17 protein-coding genes are annotated in these 18,197 nt (G+C 51.0%); 2 read left to right on the forward strand and 15 right to left on the reverse strand.

Annotation, left to right across the window (positions count from 1 at the left end):
* Nucleotides 1-15 precede the first annotated feature (15 nt).
* Both PHO67_03115 and PHO67_03120 read right to left on the reverse strand, forming a co-directional pair.
* On the reverse strand, nucleotides 16-915 hold the full coding sequence (locus tag PHO67_03115; protein MDD5546139.1) for a hypothetical protein: 900 nt from the start codon (nucleotides 913-915) through the stop codon (nucleotides 16-18).
* Nucleotides 915-3,884, reverse strand: a complete 2,970-nt coding sequence (locus PHO67_03120) for a DUF726 domain-containing protein (protein MDD5546140.1) — start codon at nucleotides 3,882-3,884, stop codon at nucleotides 915-917. Before PHO67_03120 ends, PHO67_03115 begins: the two co-directional genes overlap by 1 nt.
* Before the next feature lie 224 nt (nucleotides 3,885-4,108).
* Here PHO67_03120 and PHO67_03125 point away from each other — a divergent pair, with 224 nt between their 5' ends.
* Nucleotides 4,109-4,762, forward strand: a complete 654-nt coding sequence (locus PHO67_03125) for a transposase (GenBank protein MDD5546141.1) — start codon at nucleotides 4,109-4,111, stop codon at nucleotides 4,760-4,762.
* 24 nt (nucleotides 4,763-4,786) lie between these two features.
* On the opposite strand, the gene PHO67_03130 is transcribed toward PHO67_03125, so the two are convergent.
* The 13 genes from PHO67_03130 to PHO67_03190 all read right to left on the reverse strand — a co-directional run bounded on the left by PHO67_03130 (nucleotide 4,787) and on the right by PHO67_03190 (nucleotide 16,516).
* On the reverse strand, nucleotides 4,787-5,419 hold the full coding sequence (locus PHO67_03130) for a carbohydrate binding domain-containing protein (protein MDD5546142.1): 633 nt from the start codon (nucleotides 5,417-5,419) through the stop codon (nucleotides 4,787-4,789).
* Nucleotides 5,420-5,493: 74 nt separating this feature from the next.
* Nucleotides 5,494-6,528: a [FeFe] hydrogenase H-cluster radical SAM maturase HydE gene (gene hydE, locus PHO67_03135; protein ID MDD5546143.1), complete on the reverse strand. Its 1,035-nt coding sequence runs from the start codon at nucleotides 6,526-6,528 to the stop codon at nucleotides 5,494-5,496.
* Nucleotides 6,521-7,903 carry a [FeFe] hydrogenase H-cluster radical SAM maturase HydG gene (gene hydG / locus PHO67_03140; protein ID MDD5546144.1) on the reverse strand — a complete coding sequence of 461 codons (1,383 nt, stop codon included), beginning with the start codon at nucleotides 7,901-7,903 and terminating at the stop codon, nucleotides 6,521-6,523. The genes hydE and hydG overlap by 8 nt, the downstream gene beginning before the upstream one ends.
* Nucleotides 7,900-9,189: a [FeFe] hydrogenase H-cluster maturation GTPase HydF gene (hydF, locus tag PHO67_03145; protein ID MDD5546145.1), complete on the reverse strand. Its 1,290-nt coding sequence runs from the start codon at nucleotides 9,187-9,189 to the stop codon at nucleotides 7,900-7,902. Before hydF ends, hydG begins: the two co-directional genes overlap by 4 nt.
* Nucleotides 9,186-9,440 (reverse strand): iron-only hydrogenase system regulator, encoded by a 255-nt coding sequence (locus PHO67_03150; protein ID MDD5546146.1) that lies wholly within the window; start codon nucleotides 9,438-9,440, stop codon nucleotides 9,186-9,188. Before PHO67_03150 ends, hydF begins: the two co-directional genes overlap by 4 nt.
* Nucleotides 9,441-9,649: 209 nt before the next feature.
* Complete coding sequence (locus tag PHO67_03155; GenBank protein MDD5546147.1) at nucleotides 9,650-11,401, reverse strand: NADH-dependent [FeFe] hydrogenase, group A6; 1,752 nt, start codon at nucleotides 11,399-11,401, stop codon at nucleotides 9,650-9,652.
* Nucleotides 11,402-11,403: 2 nt separating this feature from the next.
* A complete protein-coding gene (locus PHO67_03160) occupies nucleotides 11,404-13,143 on the reverse strand; it encodes an NADH-ubiquinone oxidoreductase-F iron-sulfur binding region domain-containing protein (protein MDD5546148.1) in 1,740 nt (579 codons plus the stop codon).
* A complete protein-coding gene (locus PHO67_03165; protein ID MDD5546149.1) occupies nucleotides 13,136-13,498 on the reverse strand; it encodes a (2Fe-2S) ferredoxin domain-containing protein in 363 nt (120 codons plus the stop codon). Before PHO67_03165 ends, PHO67_03160 begins: the two co-directional genes overlap by 8 nt.
* Nucleotides 13,495-13,980 carry an NAD(P)H-dependent oxidoreductase subunit E gene (locus tag PHO67_03170; protein ID MDD5546150.1) on the reverse strand — a complete coding sequence of 162 codons (486 nt, stop codon included), beginning with the start codon at nucleotides 13,978-13,980 and terminating at the stop codon, nucleotides 13,495-13,497. The genes PHO67_03165 and PHO67_03170 overlap by 4 nt, the downstream gene beginning before the upstream one ends.
* 120 nt (nucleotides 13,981-14,100) lie before the next feature.
* Nucleotides 14,101-14,586 carry a hypothetical protein gene (locus PHO67_03175; protein ID MDD5546151.1) on the reverse strand — a complete coding sequence of 162 codons (486 nt, stop codon included), beginning with the start codon at nucleotides 14,584-14,586 and terminating at the stop codon, nucleotides 14,101-14,103.
* A 2-nt stretch (nucleotides 14,587-14,588) separates the two neighbouring features.
* A complete protein-coding gene (locus tag PHO67_03180; protein MDD5546152.1) occupies nucleotides 14,589-15,293 on the reverse strand; it encodes a cytochrome c biogenesis protein CcdA in 705 nt (234 codons plus the stop codon).
* A gap of 12 nt (nucleotides 15,294-15,305) precedes the next feature.
* The gene (locus PHO67_03185) at nucleotides 15,306-15,845 is read right to left on the reverse strand and encodes a hypothetical protein (GenBank protein ID MDD5546153.1); all 540 of its coding nucleotides are present in this window, start codon (nucleotides 15,843-15,845) and stop codon (nucleotides 15,306-15,308) included.
* A gap of 5 nt (nucleotides 15,846-15,850) precedes the next feature.
* Nucleotides 15,851-16,516 carry a TIGR00730 family Rossman fold protein gene (locus PHO67_03190; GenBank protein ID MDD5546154.1) on the reverse strand — a complete coding sequence of 222 codons (666 nt, stop codon included), beginning with the start codon at nucleotides 16,514-16,516 and terminating at the stop codon, nucleotides 15,851-15,853.
* Nucleotides 16,517-16,611: 95 nt separating this feature from the next.
* Here PHO67_03190 and PHO67_03195 point away from each other — a divergent pair, with 95 nt between their 5' ends.
* Nucleotides 16,612-18,090, forward strand: coding sequence for a glucose-6-phosphate isomerase (locus PHO67_03195; protein MDD5546155.1), 1,479 nt, complete (start codon nucleotides 16,612-16,614; stop codon nucleotides 18,088-18,090).
* Nucleotides 18,091-18,197 lie beyond the last annotated feature (107 nt).

Below are 18,197 nucleotides of genomic sequence, written 5' to 3' on the forward strand. Positions count from 1 at the left end.
CATAGGCCCTTTAACTCAATAACCTCTCTGTTCTTTCTCTAGCCGTTTCCTATATTCCGGTCTGACAGGGCCTGTCCTAACCACTTCCCCCGCTTCAAGATTGCGCGAGCCGTCGGGTTGGAGGTAGTAGCTAAAACCCCAGATAAGTTCAATCTTCCCATATTTCCCATCTGGAGTTCTACAATAGTAATAATAACCTGTTGCTTTAGGACAGACGGATTGGACATACCCCTCTTCAGGAGCCTCTGGCATCCAATCAAATTTAGCTTCTTTTTTATCCGGCTCGCTCTCCCGTAGTGGATATCCAGGGAAGCATACAAACCCTCCCGGCTCTTTCATGGTATAGACTGCCCTGCCTTCACCGTCGTAGGATCTAGTCATCCATACGGTTTCTTCTTCAGACACAGGGAAATACCATAATCTTTTGAAAGACCAGCCGCAGTCCTTGCCATTCGATCCCTTGTCTTCTTTATCCGGAATATGCGCTTCATGAACATATTCAAGCTTGGAAGGAGTTCCTTTTTTTACTAAATGGATAATCATATCTTTTACTATCATCTTATCATTATTATCCTCGTGTAAAATGATCCAATCCCCGTGATAGCCATTCATTGACGCTTTAATATCGCAAGTATTAGCATCCGGAAGTTTCCAGGAAAACGTTCCGCCATAAATTTTCTTTTCCAAGTTCGTGGTGTCGGTTATTATCTGTTCTTCTAAAGATTTTGCGCCGGGTTTCCAAACATCTGGATATGTCCAGCTCTCAAGTTCTACCGTAAGAATAACTTCGTCCGTGATCAGATTCCCATCCTGATCGCATATTTTTCCGGCTATTTCGATCTCACTCAAATGTTGTCCAGCATTACAAATGTTGCAAATCCCAATCAATGCGATAATTAGTATGGTTCTAAACATTAATACCTCCTGCTTTTGTAGCTTTCGATTTCTTTAGGATCCAAAATATCTGTATAATAATTCATGACATCATAATAATACTCTATACCAAAACTCAAATGGTTACGTATACCGAAAGGACGAAGCGTATCTGATTTGCGATAATGACTTATAAAATTCGACAACATCGAGTTCAAATTCTGTCTTCCTAGTGCCTCCGATTCACTTCTTTCATACCTGTAATAAGATATTTGATAGTAGTTGTACATTTGGTTTGAAGACAGAAGCTCGTAATTATCACTAAGCGGGACCGGCAACCCCTGGATGCCAAGCGGAATAGTCCATGCCTCTCCTGCCAAATCATCGTTAAACCAGCTTAAAGTTCTATCGTTTTCATGATACAAATTATAAACATTCCCGGTTACATTATTCCCCGCTGATGATACATACATATCCTTATAATAGTCTATCTCGGGCCTGCCGGCATACGCATTTCCCGGAACTGCTACTTGTATCAGAAATACATTATTGACAATTTGTTTCTTATCCTGATCCGACAATACTTTCAAAGCATATGAAGTAAGATTTCCGCCCAACGAATGCGCCATTAAGTTTATTCTAACATTTTTAAACTCATTTTTGGTATTTTCTATAACATCGGCCAGAACCTGTCCTGTTTGGAATGAATTCACCCATTCGTTATCAAAAGTTAATTTAGGATTTATCAACGAAATGGGGGCGCCGATTTCATCAGAATCCCACGCAAAGCCTACAAAACCTCCCCTATAACCAGTTCTATATAAACGTTTATATACAGTATTACTCCATGTTATGGCGTCGCTTTTTGAAGTCCAGGCGCCATGGATGAACATAAATATTTTGCCCGGATCTTTCATAAACATATTCTTTTTTTCAGCATTAATTGTCCTATATCTAAGCTTGCCATCGCTCCCGTCAGAAGGACCATTTCTAACATCTATAAATCTATACATATCCCTTATGTTTTTTAAGGTTACATATGTTTCATCCAATATCACTTCTGTTTTATCTTTACCTAGTTCGACTATCAGGGATAATTTAAGCGTGCCCTGCTCGATGCCTTCGAAGATGGCACGGAAGTTGCCATCATCATCGAAATATTTTGACTCGAGTTCTTTCTTGTCGCCTGAAGCCAGATTTAATATGATTGGTCTGGTGAATTGGACGATGGAACTATTGAGGTCCTTTAGATATGTAAAGTCTTCATATTCATCCGTATCCTTTACCCTCTCAAATATCTTAATCTTTCCTGACCCTCCCGCCTTCAAGAAGAACTTGACGTTCTTGTCAGGATCTGCCCATTCTTTTATAGTGGGAATACTGATATTTATCGGCATAAAATCCTCAAGGTCTCTTATCCCGTTTATATTCCCGTCATAACCATCGTTCCCGTTGCTGTCTACCGCGCCGGCATCATCCGGATGTATGGATGACTCATCATAATCATCATCATCATTCACCCACAACACGCACCCCGGCGCGGCCTGCTCGACGGCATTGTCATCGCCGCCCAGGAAACCGTCGTTATTGGAGTCAACGAGGATGTCGCCGGTCAAGGTGTCCATCAACTCAAAGCAAAAGAATTTTTGACAGAAATTTAAACCGGAATTGTCGTCCTCGATAAAAGTGCCCTCTACTTTTAATACCTTGTCCGTATCGGGAATGTAATCTTCCAGGATAATATAGTAATCCTGAAAATCGCGGTCGCTACCGCCGAAATAATTATACGATGTCCGCGTCGCCAACCAATTTAAATCTACGGACTCTATCTTGTATTTGGCCCCGATAACAGGCAGAGGATGCGCCGGCATATCGTAGATATTTTCGAGCATTGTGCAATCCTTGAATATAAGCACCATCGGTGTTTTCTTTCTGGGATCAGTCTGCGGAAAAGTATGAAAGCTTAAGTCCGTTTTTAAGGTCAAGCAATACTTTATCCTAACCTTGTTTCCTTCGGAATCCTCCTTATTGAGATATATGTATTCTCGGACATCCATATAACGAAAATAATTTGTTTCGGAAAAGTAATATCTCCAGGCGTTTCCTAGAGGTGAACGCCATCTGATATTCATTTGCGGATTCTCCCAGCCCGAAAACGGCGGGTCTTTAAAAAGATCCACGTTCCACCATTCTTGATCCTCATCCTGTATGTACATATCGGGGAAAGTCGGATTGCGGTACTCAAATCTTGATTTTACAGACAGCTGATAATAATAAAACGTAATCTTCTCTTTTGTAATATGCCCCGCGTCATCGGTCACCTGCGCGGTAAGGATGTTTCTGCCGGCGTGCGTTTCCGGATCGACCTTCATAATGATGTAATCCGGGGAATCGGCTTCAACATTCCTGCGGCGCGCCTCACCCGGGGCTAGGAGTGTTGGTCCGGTAAAAATATTATTTCCAACATCAAGCTTACAAGGTTGCCCGTTTACGGTAATATTAGAGATATGGCCGTAAGGGTCGAGCCTTCCTCCTATCAAAATAGATTTTTCTTCTAAAATCTGGCCGTTATAGGGAGACGAGAAAGTTATTTTTGATTCGCCACCGTCCGGGGGCTGGGGATCATCCGGGGGATTGGGATCATCCGGGGGCTGAGTATTCAATATTATTGAAGCGTGGGCCGGATATAACCAGTTTCCGGCGGCATCTTTTGCCTTGGCATAGATGGTCTTAGTGCCGTCTCCGGAAGGCAGCACGATATTTTTTGACCACCTATAGGGCTCGGGAGCCGACCAGGTGATGTTATCGTTCGAGAATGACATCTCAGTTACTTTGGATTGCGGATCATAGGCGAAGAACCAGATGGTCGCCGGAGTGCTCTTAGCGTAGGAAGCGCCGCCATTTATATAGAGACCGATACACATGGGAGGGGTTGTATCTTCGGCGTACACTGCACCGAATATAACAATAAATAAGGTTAATGTAAGGAAAATTCTTAGGAAAAGTCTCATTTTGCCCCCGAGGGCATTAATTAGTGAAAAAATAAACCCCATTATGAATTTCAACCCGAGGTAAGGTTGTTATCGTAGTTTATCATTTGCAAAATACAAGGTCAAGAAAATTTATTTGTGGAATAAATTTCGGGGGGTTGGTGACAGTATACTTAATTCTCTCTCCCCCCCTCTCTCTCCAAAAATATTTGAAAGAATATTCGCTTTTTTTACGTCTATATAGCATGGGAAGAATAGCGAGAGTCGTGGCGCCCGGTTATCCGCATCACATTGTCCAGCGCGGCAGCAGAAGCCAAAGGGTATTCTTCAGTAACGCTGACAGGAGATTCTATTTGCGCCTTTTGAAAAAATGCGCGGCAAAAACCGGTGTCGAGTTCTGGGCTTATTGTCTAATGGACAATCACGTCCATCTGGTCGCAATCCCGAAGAATGAGGAAAGCCTTGCGCTGTGTTTTGGTGAGACGCACAGGAAATACGCCCTGGCCATAAATACGCGGAATGAATGGAAAGGCCATCTCTGGCAAAGCAGGTTCAACTCCTACCCTCTTGAAGGCAGATACCTTTATGCTACGATGCGTTATGTCGAGCGGAATCCCGTGAGGGCGGGGATCGTCGAAAAAGCTGAAGATTACTTATGGTCGAGCGCGAGAGCGCACGTATTTAAGGCCGGCGATGCCCTTCTCTCTGGCAGCTTCCTGGATTCTGAAATTACAGACTGGGGCTCATTTTTGACTGAAGATGATGAGAATAATAAACAACTCCTGAGAAAGCATGCGAGGACATGCCGGCCGATGGGAAGTGAAGCGTTCTTGATCGAACTTGAGGATAAAACAGGAAGGGCCCTGCGGAAAAGAAAGCCGGGCCCTAAGCTGGAATAATTAAGTATACTGTCACCAAAATTATTACGGCATATCGACTATCTTAAGGTCGTCGATGTATATTATCACGGAATCCTTGCCTATGTTATATTTGGGCCCCACGGCGAATTTTATTTCTTTGAGTTCCGCAGGATTGAAATTGACATCCGTGACCATCTTGGCCGAGGTGTTATCCCAATACTGCCCTTTCTTGGGATACACGTTAAAAGGTATGGCCACCTTCTGCCACTCCTTTGTGGTCTTGACGTAAGCCGGTGTGGCCATCACGCCAACTTCGGTCTTGTTGCCGTCGTTATCATCGGCGTCGATCAATAATACCTCGAAATTCTCTCCGCCTGCGGCGCCCTTGACCCAGAACTCGACCGCGGGTTTATTGAACTTTGTCAGGTCAACCGGGGGGATCAGGGGATTCCGCCCTACGACCGCGCCCGACCATTGCGTGCAATCGAAATCCGCCTTCAGGCACCCTTCGCCCGAGTGAGAGCCCGTCTTCTCGATCTCGAAAGTCGTCCCGCCGCCATAGGCATACATATACTGGCCGCTGGTTTCATCGATGACGTCCGTGAAAAAATCCGCTGATGCGGCGCGCGCCACGCCGGCTGCGCAGACCAGCGCTAAACCGCACAAAAACACCGCGACAAACACCGCCTTCTTCATTTTGCTACCTCCTGTATTTATAGGTAGATTATAACTCCGGCAGGACATTACTTCAATAAGATTAACGTCCCCGATCAGGCGATGGTGCGGCCGATCGAGGCGGCGAGGGACTCCATGCACGGGGCGCAGGAGCCGGCCGATTCGCTGATACATCTTTTGTTGGGATAGATCTCGTATAATTTCTTGTAAGGCGCGGGCGTGAAGTTGGGCATAAGAACATTGGCGCCGGCTTTCAGCCCCTCTACCCTGAAATCTTTGCTTAAACTGCCGAGGGCGGTGGTCGCCGGGAGGTTTGCCCTTTTCGTGACGATGCGGGTGAGCGCCAGTGTTTTAAGGACGAGGTTTACATCGCCGGCGGTATTATCCGCCAGGGGCGTCTTGCCGTGCGGGATAAAAGGCCCGATGCCTATCATATCAAAATCCCATTCCTTGAAAAACAAAATGTCGGCGGCGATGGAGCGCAAAGTCTGGCCGGGTAGGCCGACCATTATGCCCGAGCCGGTCTCGTAACCAAGGCCTTTCAGGTCGCGCAGGCAGCGCAGGCGGTCCTCGAAATCCATCCCGCAATGGAGGGAATCGTAGAGTTTTTTGTCGGAGGTCTCGATCTTGAGGAGATACCTGTCCGCGCCGGCGTCCTTCCATAATTTATAATCTTCGCGCGGCCTCTCCCCTACCGAAAGGGTCACCGCGATATCATATCTTGATTTTATCTCTTTGATGAGAGCGGCGAGCCATTCCGGCTTGAGCGCCGGGTCTTCGCCCGATTGCAGGACGACGGTCTTTATTTTACAGGCCGCTATCTGCGAAACGCTGTTGAGTATTTCCTCTTTTGTCAGGCGGTATCTTTCCAGGGACTTGTTCGAGGCGTTTAGCCCGCAATAATAGCAACTCTTGGCGCAATAGTTGGAGAATTCGACGAGCCCGCGCAGGAGGATCGCGTCGCCGGCGTATTTTTTACGAACGCCGTCGGCGAGATCATAAAGCTCGCGGAGCGGTTTCTCGTCCTCGAGCGAAAGAATTTCGGTGACAGTATACTTATTTCCATAATTAATTATATCCTCCGCATTCGAATTGCCATAGGACAAGCTGTCACCATAATTATTAGACATATTCATCGCGGAGGCCGGAGTCGACGGCGGCGAAGAGTTTCGAGATCTGGCCGCGGGAGTTTTCGTCGAGTTTCGCGGTCTCGCGTTCGATAAGTTTATAGCCTTCCCGCTTTATTTGGGGTGAGGCGAAGTCGTCGAGGTATTCCTTGAATGTGACGAGCGCGTTGACGCTGCACATGCCCTTGATGAGGCCGGGTTTTGCCAAACTCATGAAGCTTTCCCCTGTCCTCTCCCTGCGGTAGCACGCGGCGCAGAAACTCGGGATATAATTCTTCTCGATGAGCATTCCGACGAGCTCTTCGAGGCTGCGCTTGTCGCTCGTAGCGAACTGCCCGTCCCACTTCTCGCTGTCGGAATATCCTCCCGGCGAGGTCTTCGACCCGGCGCTTATCTGCGAAATGCCCAGGCTTATAACCTCATCCCTCATCTGCGCCGTCTCCCTGGTCGTAAGTATCATTCCCGTATACGGGACCGACAGGCGGATGATCGCGACGAGTTTTTTGAAATCGTCGTCAGAGACCTGGTAAGGCGGGTGCAGGGAAAATTCCGAACCGACCGCCGGCTCGATGCGCGGCACAGATATCGTGTGCGGGCCGACGTTGAATTTTTTCTCAAGATGCTCGATGTGCATCATCATCGCCAGCGTCTCGAACCTGTAATCGTAGAGCCCGTAAAGCGGGCCGATGCCGACATCGTCTATGCCGGCCGCGAAAGCGCGGTCGATGGCGTCGAGGCGGTTGTCAGGGTCGCTCTTCGGCCCTTTAAGATGGCATTTCCTGTAAGTTTCGTCATGATAAGTTTCCTGGAATAGCTGGAACGTGCCGATGTTCGCGGCCTTGAGTTTCTTGAAGTCTTCTATCGACAGCGGCGCGCAGTTTATATTCACCCTCTTTATATAGTGCTGGCCTACGCGCGCGGAATACGCGGCCTCGACCGCCTCTGTATAATATTCAATAGCTGACTTGCCGGGGACGCCTGATTCGCCTGCGACAACGAGGATGCGCTTGTGCCCCCTCTTCAGCAGCCACTCGACCTGCTCGCGGATCTCGGCGGCATTGAGGTATTTCCTCTTTAATTCGGGATTGCCGGACTGGAACGCGCAATAGACGCATTTGTTCGCGCAAAAATTCGAGATATAAAGCGGCGCGAACAGGACGACGCGGTTGCCGTAAATGGCATTCTTGACGTAAGCCGCGGCCTCGAATATCTTTTTTACCAGGCGCGGGTCATTGACCGCCAGAAGCGCGGCCGTCTCGTCGAGAGTAAGGCGCTTGAGTGAGCGCGACTTATCCAGTATCGCGTCGATCTTGTCTTCGCCGGCTTTGCCCGCGCTGTTGAGCAGTTCCTGTATCTTGTTTTCGTCTATGTATTTCATCGGCTGGCCCCCTTGACTGATCTTTCCCTTTCATTTATGAATGCCTCCAGGGACGCGGGGAAAGGAGACAAGACCCTTTCCAACACTCCCTGAGAAAGCGATATCGCGAGGCCGTAGTTGGTTATCGGCACGCCCGCCTCTTTCGCCTTCTCTATCCTCGTGAGCATCTCGCGGCGCGTTATCATGCACGACCCGCAATGTATTATCAGTTTATATTCTTTTAGGTTGCCGGGATAATCGCGCCCGGAGCATACCTTGAATAATATCTCGCCGCCTGCGAATTTATTCAGCCAGCGAGGTATCTTGACGCGGCCGATATCGTCCTCTATCGCATGGTGGCTGCACGCTTCGGCGATGAGCACCTTGTCGCCCGGCTTGAGCCGCTCTATTGCCGCGGCGCCCCTTGCCATCTCGACGAGATCGCCCTTATATCTTATGAATATTATTGAGAACGTAGTGCATTTTACGTCCGGAGGGGTCTCTTTCACCATCCTTAAGACCACCTGTGAGTCGCAGACGACGATATCCGGCCGTTTTGAGAGAGTCTTGAGCGAAGCGAGGTATTCGGTCTCCTTCACCACGACCGAGATGCCGTCGTTATCGAGGACGTCGCGGATCGTCTGGACCTGCGGCAGTATGAGCCGGCCTTTCGGCGCTTCCTTGTCTATCGGCATTATCAATACCGCGATGCCGCCTTTCGGCACGAGGTCCCCGGTCAAAAGCGGCGGCTTCAGGAAATCATCGGGGCATATTTCGAGGAGGAATCTCTTGTATTTTTCGACGCTCGCGTCGCGCGTATTCCCGGCGTCCAGTATCGTCTCGTTGTAGCCCAGGGATGAACACGCCATTACGCGCGTCGTCACTGCGGACATCTTCGCGAGGAAGTCGTCCGACGGCTTCTTCAGGTCCGCCTTGTTTATCACTATTATCAGCGGGATCTCCCTCTTGCGCGCCTCTTCGACGGTCTTCTCCTCGTATCCGGTCCAGGCGCCGGCCTCGGTTATAAGCGTTATGATATCTGCCCTGTCGAATATTTTTGCGGTCTTCTTAAGGCGCAGGTCGGAGAGCGTCGATATGTCATCGAGCCCGGCGGTATCGAGGAATACGACAGGCCCCACAGGAAGGAGCTCCATCGATTTCTCGACGACATCCGTGGTTGTGCCGGCGACCGGCGACGTTATGGCCACGTCCTGCCCGGCCACAAAATTAAGGAAACTGGACTTGCCCACGTTTGTCCTGCCGAACAGGCCTATCTGCAAACGTAATGATTTCGGGGTCTTTATCATTTATTTCCTTTACTGAGCGCGGATTTTACCGAAACGCCGGGTATCAGCCCGAGCCTTCCGGTCAGCGCGCCGACATCGTCGGTCGTCGCGTCGACTATGAGCGTTATTATCGAACAATTCCTCTCTTTGTATGGAATGCCCATCCGCCCCTGGATGATATTTCCGAATTCCGACAGGATCTTGTTGACCTCGCCCGCCTGCCTGTTCCTGTCCGTCACTATTATCCCCATAAATCCCAGTCTCTTGTTCATCTTCCCTCCTGAATTTCGGTGACAGTATACTTAATTCCCTATTCCTTAAATAATTAAGTATACTGTCACCATAATTATCTAATAAAAAACCCGGCATGTGAGCCAAGCCGGGCTAAAGATGTTACTTTCAGCCCCTTGGCCTCAGAGTCGCCTCCTCGCCGCAGGTATTTTGGGGACACTTCTCTGATTGGCTCGAGAACCGTCCCTGCCTATCTCTTATAGACAGGCCGTCCTTTATATGTCGTGTGGAGAAGTTTCTCGGATTTCTCGCTCAACGGCTTCTCCAGGAATTCCTTGTAAAGCCTCTTTATATACGGGTTCTGGTGCGAGCAGCGCACCGCTTTTGTCTTATCGTCTTCATATAGCGCCGCGGCCCTGAGCGTCCTGACTTCGTCGGTCACCATGTAGGGCTGTCCGCCGCCGCCGACGCAGCCGCCCGGGCAGGCCATTACTTCTATGAAATGGTAGGGCAATTCCTTGCCGGCCTTCTTCGCTTCCCTTACTTTATTCAGGACGTACTCGACGTTCGCCATGCCGTGCGCGACCGCGACGCGGACTTTCTTGCCGCCGACTTCGATCTCGCCCTCTTTGACCCTCTTCAGGCCCCTGACAACATCGAGGTCGACTTTCTTCAGTTCTTCTCCGGTTATGAAATAATTCGCTGTCCTTAACGCGGCTTCCATGACGCCGCCGGTCGAGCCGAAGATGACGCCGGCGCCCGCGTATTCGCCGAGTATCGTGTCCGATTCTTCATCGGGAAGGTTCATGAAATCTATGCCCGCCTGTTTTATCATCAGCGCGAGCTCCCTTGTCGTCATGACGATATCTATATCCTGGTAACCCGAGGCGGACATCTCGTCGCTCCTGGTTATCTCGTATTTCTTGGCGGTGCAGGGCATTACCGAGACCATGACTATCTTAGAAGGGTCTATGTTGTTCTTTTGGGCATAATATGTTTTGGAGAGCACGCCTAGTATCTCGTGCGGCGACTTACAGGACGAAAAATGCTCTATCATATCCGTGTGGAACTTCTCCATGAAATCCACCCACGACGGGCAGCAGGTCGTGATCAATGGAAGCGGCTTCGTGCCTTTCACGAACCTCTGCTCGAACTCGCTCGCCTCTTCCATAATAGTGACATCGGCCGCGAAGCTCGTATCGAATACGGCCTTGAAACCGAGCCTCCTCAATAACGCGTACAATTTCCCCGTGTAATTCTTTCCCGCGACTCCGAACGCCTCTCCTATGGAGGCCCTGACTGCCGGGGCGATCTGCACTACGCAATATTTATCGGCATTCTCGAGCGCCTTCCAGACCTTCGGCACGTCGAAATATTCGACGATAGCGCCGGTCGGGCAATGCGCCGAGCACTGGCCGCACTTTATGCACGGCGACTCGGCCAACGTTATATCGCCGGCCGGAGAGAACCTTGTCTTTATGCCGCGTTGGAGGAACGAGAGCGCCCATACGTCCTGCATCTCCTGGCAGACATATATGCACCTGCCGCACAAAATGCATTTTTCCGGCTCGAGGACGACGGCCTTGGTCGAGTCATCCATCGGAAGGTCGCGCTTTATTTTCGGGAAATATTCTTCGGAGATGCCGAAGTCCGCGACTATCTTCTGGAGCTCGCAGTTATTGTTGCGGCCGCAGATCAGGCAGTCGTTCGGGTGGTTCGAAAGTATCAGTTCGAGGACGCTGCGCCTTATCGCGACTATCTCGGGATCGTGGGTCGTTATCTCCATACCCTCGTCTAAGGGGGTGCAGCAGGCCCTGAGCATCTTGTTCGAGCCCTTTGCTTTGACGACGCAGATGCCGCATGAAGCGGACGGCGGCAGGTCGGGGTGCTTGCAGAGCGTCGGTATCTTTATCTGGACGCTTCTTGCCGCCTCGAGTATCGTCGTCCCCTCGGGGACCTTTATAAATATATCGTTTATCTTCGCCTGTATGGATTTTGCCATTATTATTCCTTTGATACCGCCTTGAACTTGCAGACCTCGAAACATTTGCCGCAGCGGACGCATTTGTCCATGTTAATGACGTAGCCGTCGTCTTTGTTCCCGGTTATCGCCTTCGCCTCGCAGTTCATCATACAGACCGAGCACCGCTTGCATTTCTCCGGGATTATCTTATAGCTCAAAAGGTTGCGGCATTTCTTCGACGGGCATTTCTTGTTAATAATATGGACTTCATACTCGTCCTGGTAATACCTTAGCGTCGATACGACGGGGTTAGGCGCGGTCTGCCCGAGGCCGCAGAGCGCGGCCTTCTGCATCGCCTGCGAGATCCTCCGTAAATTATCGAGGTCGCTCAGCTCGCCCATCCCCTCTGCGATCTTGCTCAAAGTGTTAAGCATCTGGGCGGTGCCGATCCTGCACGGCGAGCATTTTCCGCACGACTCCTCAAAGCAGAACCTCTGGTAGAACCTCGCGATATCTACCATGCAGTCGTCCTCGTCCATGACTATCATGCCGCCCGAGCCCATTATCGAGCCGAGCTTCTGGAGGTTTTCGTAATCTACCGGCGTATTGAGGAAATCCTTTGGTATGACGCCGCCGGACGGGCCGCCTGTCTGTATCGCCTTGATCGCCTTGTTATTGAATATGCCGCCGCCAACATCAAAGACTATCTCCCGGATAGTGGTGCCCATCGGGACCTCGACGAGCCCGGAATTCTTTATCTTGCCTGTGAGCGCGAAAACTTTTGTGCCTTTCGACGTCGCCGTGCCGACGCGCGCGAAGACATCGCCGCCTTTTAATATGATATAAGGGACGTTGGCGAGGGTCTCGACGTTATTTATTACCGTCGGCTTCTCCCAGAGGCCCTTTACCGAAGGATAAGGAGGGCGCGGATGCGGCGTTCCTCTCCTACCCTCGATAGACGCTATGAGCGCCGTCTCCTCGCCGCAGACGAAAGCGCCCGCGCCGAGCCTTATCTCGAGGCCGAAATTAAAATTGCTTCCCAATATATTTTTGCCCAGCAGCCCGCGCTCGTAACAGCGGTCGATGGCGTTCTGGACCCTGTCGACGGCGAGCGGGTATTCGGCCCTTATGTAAAAATATCCCATTGTGGCCCCGACGGAAAAACCGGCTATCATCATCCCCTCGACGACCGAGTACGGGTCGCCCTCGAGCACGCTCCTGTCCATGTAAGCGCCCGGGTCGCCCTCGTCGCCGTTGCAGATGACGTATTTCTGGTCTGAGACCATCTGTTTCGCGAAATTCCACTTCATCCAGGTCGGGTATCCGGCGCCGCCCCTTCCGCGCAGGCCGCTCTTCTTTATCTCATCTATCGTTTTTTCCGGGGTCTTCAGGTCGAAGAGGACTTTCTTTAGCGCCTGGTAACCGTCCCTGGCAAGATAATCGTCGATATTATCCGGGTCGACAACGCCGCAGTTCCTGAGGACTATCCTTAATTGTTTGGGTTCCTTGCGCGCGGCCAGGCCCTGGACGGCCTTGCCTTCCTTTATGGAATCTACGATGCGGTTGATATCCGCGTCCTTGACGTTATAATAGGTCGTATCCGGCAGGACCTTTATCACGACGCCCTGGTTATAGGCGCCGATATCGGCGACGCGGACAGCCATTACCGAATCCTGCATGCCGCGGTCGCGTAGGCCGTTAAGGAATGCCGCGTAGACATCCTTTGTCCTGTCCGGCTGCAATATGCCGGTATCTTTTATATATACTATATTCCTATCCATTCGGTTTCTTTGCCTGTATATCGTATATGTGGTCGTTTACAAGCCTGTGGCTGTGTATGTGGTCGTCCAGGATCTGTATCGCGACGTCCTTGTTCACCTTGCCGTAGGTGACCTGGGGCATCCCCTCGACGTTCACCTCGACGAGCGGCTCGACCGAACACATCCCGGCGCAACCGCACTTCTTAATCGCTACCTTGATATTCCTCTTCTTTACCTCTTCGGTAAGCGTCTTAAATACCTCTTCCGCGCCGGCTGCGATGCCGCAGCTTGACATCCCTACTTTTATCCAGTCCTTATCTTCTTTTTTCGGCTGCTTCGCCATACTATCAAGCTCTTCTTTTGTTATCTTGCTCATTTGGCTACCTGTTCCTGTTCATATTCGGAGAGTATATCCGCAACGCGGTCCTTCGTGACCTTGCTGTAGACCTTGTTGTCGACCTTCACGACCGGGGCAAGCCCGCAGCAGCCGAGGCACCTTACGACCTCGAGGTGGAAAAGCCCGTCTTTGCTGGTAGACCCTTCCCTGACGCCGAGTATGTCGCGCAGTTCATGGAGGAGGTCTGAGGCGCCCTTGAGGTAGCAGGCGGTGCCCATGCAGACCTGGATCAGGTGCTTTCCGGGCGGATCAAGCTTGAAGAAATGGTAAAACGTGATGACTTCGTATATCCTCGCTAGCGGGACATCGAGGTAATTGGAAAGCTGGAGTGAAGTCGCGCGCGGGACGTATCCGTAAAGGTTCTGGATATCGTGCAGGATCATGATCAGGCTGCCCTTCTTGCCCTCCCATTTCTTGACGATATTCTCGATATCGGCGGATAATTTTTCTTCGCGGTGCATCTTGGTCTTGTTCTCCGAAGTTTGATCAAAGGTTCCCGGCGGGAAACTAGTGCTGGTACTATATCATACCTGCGGAAACCTGTCAACCCCGCACCTTAATAAAGGCGCGGTGTAAAGCCGCTACGGGGCGGCGCGTCCTTTTTCCTTTTTCGCGATGATCTCCAGCATCGTCCGGGCGGACCTTGTGTAAAACTTATGATTCTGGTCGGTGACATTCGGGCTTTTCCCCGCGGCGGCGGCTTTAGAGAAATATTCCTTTGCCGTTTTGATATCTCCCCCTTTTTTATATATCATTCCCGCGTCAAAAAGGGCGACGGCATTGTCCGGATCCAGGCCTATCACCTTCTTGTATTCAACGAGGGCCTCACCGTCTCGGCCCATCAGGCTGTAACAATAAGCCAGCCAGTTCCTCGAGTCGACGTCTTTCGCGTTAAAGGCGAGCGTCTTCTCATAAGTCCTCGCGGCGTCGGGGACTATCCTCGCGCTCATGTAATCACCCGCGCGCCTATAGAGCAGATACGCCAGGGCCGGCCTCAGCGCGATAAACGATACCGCGATGAGCGCCGCGCTTATGATATAATTTCTTTTTTTTCCTATCTCTATCATTGTCATCCCAGAATAAATAAGGATATTGCCAGCAATATGAGTATGTTGCCGCCTATTATTGAGGCGACCTTCTCCACCGCCTCCACTTTGGGGTGGATATACTTGACGATACCGCTGAAGACCCCGACCAGTATTATCGGGAGCGCCTGGCCGAGCGCGTAGGTGAAAAATAACAGGATGCAATAGGCGGGGTTCTGCTTAAGTATGCCGAGGCTCGCGATGACTAAAAGGAACGGGCCGCAGACCGGGCACGTAGGCGCCTCGAACAGGACGAAGACAAGGCCGAAGAGGAAAGCGCCCATCATTCCGCCGTGCCGTATCTGTAAACCGCGCGATACGGCATCCTCAAATAACCTGAACCTGATAAGCCCCGCCATATGCAGGCCTACCGGGAGCACGATGATAGCCGCGAGATAATAAAAGTACCGGCTTAACCTCATCATATGGCCTGCGAGCGTGCCTATAAGGGAGAACATGACGCCCATAAGCGTATAGCTCAGGACGAGGGCGGATACGAAAGAGAGGGTCAGCAGGAACGCTTTCTTCTTGGACGTGGAGACGCCGCCGATAAGGCCGACTATCACCGGTATCCTGACTATGGTGCAAGAGGCGAGGCTGAGGACCGCGGCCGCCCAGAAGACGACGACGAAAGTCCAGGGCGACCCTTCCTTGATTATATTCGTTATTGCGGCGAGATCGAAAGTCATAGGCTAGTATCTCTATAAGGCGAAAGCGTAACCGGCCATGTCCAGGTAACTCATCGGCAGGTTTGCGGGTTCGCTCACGAAGAAGATGGACGCCCTGCCCCTGCCCGGCTCTGACATCTCGCAGTGCGGCGTGTCCTTGAGCATCGTGAAGACGCAGGTCTTGTGGTCGTTATATTTGAGGCGCAGGAGAAGGAAATCCTTTGATGTCAGCCTCCCCTTTTTTGCCTTCCTCTCTATATCCCTGTGTTTGGACAGGGCTATGGCCATCAGCACCGGTTTTAGCTTCAGGCCCGTATTGTTTATCACTATGAATTCCTCGTTGTGGGGATGCGAGTTGAGGGCGATCCCGCAGCCGTTATCCGGCCTGACGCAGATGAGTTTATGAGTGCCGTGCTCGACCGGCGAAGAATAGATGGTATCGACGAGGCCGTTTTTTGCCGTCCTGCGCAATATCTTTGCCGTCGGCTTAAGCGTCCTTACCAACCCCTTCTTCTCGAGGCGCAGGAGTATCTTACCGGTGATGTTTATTGGTTTGAGCCTTATAGTTTTCACGCTGATTATTCTCTCGCCTGATTTTTGTAAAATTTCTTTATCACACCGACAACGTCTTTCGGCTCATCCACGATCGTGAAGAGCTTAAGGTCTTCTTTGGATATTGCCCCGCTCTTGAGGGCCGTAGATTTGAGCCAGTCGATCATCCCTTTCCAGTACTCGCTTCCCATGATGACTACCGGGAATTTCTGGATGCGCTGGGTCTGGATAAGGTTGATGGCCTCGAAGAATTCGTCGAGCGTGCCGTAGCCTCCGGGCATTATCACGAAGGCCTTCGCGTATTTTACGAACATGACTTTCCTGACGAAGAAATAGCGGAAATCGAGGAGGGTGTCCACGTATTTATTGGCTTCTTGTTCGAGAGGTATCTGGATATTCAGGCCTATCGAGTGGCCTTTCGCCCTCTTCGCGCCCTTATTTGCGGCCTCCATGATCGCGGGGCCGCTGCCGGTTATGATGGCGTATCCTTCCTTGGCGAGCAGGTAAGCGGTCTCCTCGGCCATCCTGTAGTATTTACTGCCGGGCTTGAAACGGCTGGAGCCGAATATCGACACGGCCTGGCCGGCCTTGGAAAGTGTCTCGAATCCGTCGACGAACTCGGACATTATCCTGAATATCCGCCAGGTGTCCTCCTGCGTGAAATCATTTACGATGGCGACGTTCTCGCGCATGGCGTGCCTCCTTATTAAGGAAAGGGTGGATTCTGTTGATTTATTGTATCAAAGAGTAGTAAAATAGGCAAACCAAAAACAGAAAGGGCGCTACGATGAAAGAACTGAAATTCGATTTCAATAACATGTTCGGTTTCAATGTCGGAAAAGAGAACGGCGTCGAGGAAACGGAATTAAACGCCCTTTCCTACGCCGTAAAAGAGGCTCATGAACACCTGGCCTCGGTCCTGGCCGACAGCCGCAACAGGGTAAAATTAGGCCTTGAATGGACGCGCCTGCCTTTCCAGGATAAAAAGGAAATAAAAGGGATCCGGGACCTGGGGAACGAGATAGCGAAAAAATATGAGAACGTAATATCCCTGGGTATAGGCGGTTCGTATCTCGGCCTTAAGGCGGCGCAGGACGCCCTCTGCCCTCCTTATTATAACGAATTCGCCGGCGCTAGGAAGAAACGGCCGAGGGTATATTTCGAGGGGAACAACCTCGACCCGGACACCCTGTCCGTGCTGCTGAAAAATTTAAACCCGAAAAAGACATTTGTGGCCGTCATCTCCAAATCGGGCGAGACGACCGAGACAAAGGCCGCCTTTATCGCCGTCGAGAACTGGCTTAAGAAGGGCGCGGGCAAGGATTACGGCAGGCAGATATTCGCGATTACCGACCCGGAATCAGGGAGCCTGCGCAAGATCGTAGACGGGCACCGGGAGAAGGACAAGCTGAGTTTCAGGAATCTCCCGCTGATGAAAGGCGTGGGCGGAAGGTTCTCGGAATTCAACATGGGCCTCCTACATCTCGCGATAATCGGAGTAGACATAGAAGAAGTCCTCGAGGGAGCCGCTGATATGTGCAAAAGGTGCGGTTCGCCCGACCTCTACAGGAACCCCGCATACATGTACGCGGCCCTGCACACGATACTCTACAGGATGAAAGGCAAGGATATAGCCATAATAATGCCTTTCTCCGAGACTTTGAAATCCACGGCCGACTGGTACGTCCAGATGCTCGCCGAGAGCCTGGGGAAGAAATACGCCAGGAAGATAAACAAGGCGCGGGAAGGGCGCGAGGAATGGGTAAACGACACCGGCCGCGTAGTAAACGCCGGGCGCACTCCTATCTCCGCGCGCGGGACGAACGACCTGCATTCCATCCAGCAGAACAACATCGAGGGGATGAATAATAAGGTCGTGACCTTTATCCGGGTCGAAAAATTTAACAATGAGATCAAGGTCCCTTCGGGCCCGGAAAGCGGCATCCTAGCCGGAAGAAAGTTCTCGGAGATGATCACGCTCGCCCAGGAAGCGACTGAGTGGGCTCTCGTGCGGGAATCGAGGCCGAACTGCACGATAATAATGCGCGAGGCCTCGGCCTATAATTGGGGCGCTCTCCTCTTCTTCTTCGAAATGGCAACGGCCTTTGAGGGGGAACTGCTGGGAGTCAACGCCTTCGACCAGCCCGGCGTGGAGGGATATAAGAACTATATGTATTATAAGCTCGGCAAACCCGGCCTCTCTGAAAAGGTCGCCGGCGAAATAAAGAACAACCCTCTCCTCAAAAACCCCAAATTCATCCTATAAGGAATTAAGGTGACAGTATACTTATTTCCCGATAATTAAGTATATCCTCCGCAATCAAATTGCTATAGGACAAGCTGTCACCGAAATTATTCTTTAGGGATGATAAT

The sequence above is a fragment of the Candidatus Omnitrophota bacterium genome (genome assembly GCA_028716565.1).
Lineage (GTDB): Bacteria > Omnitrophota > Gorgyraeia > Pluralincolimonadales > Pluralincolimonadaceae > Pluralincolimonas.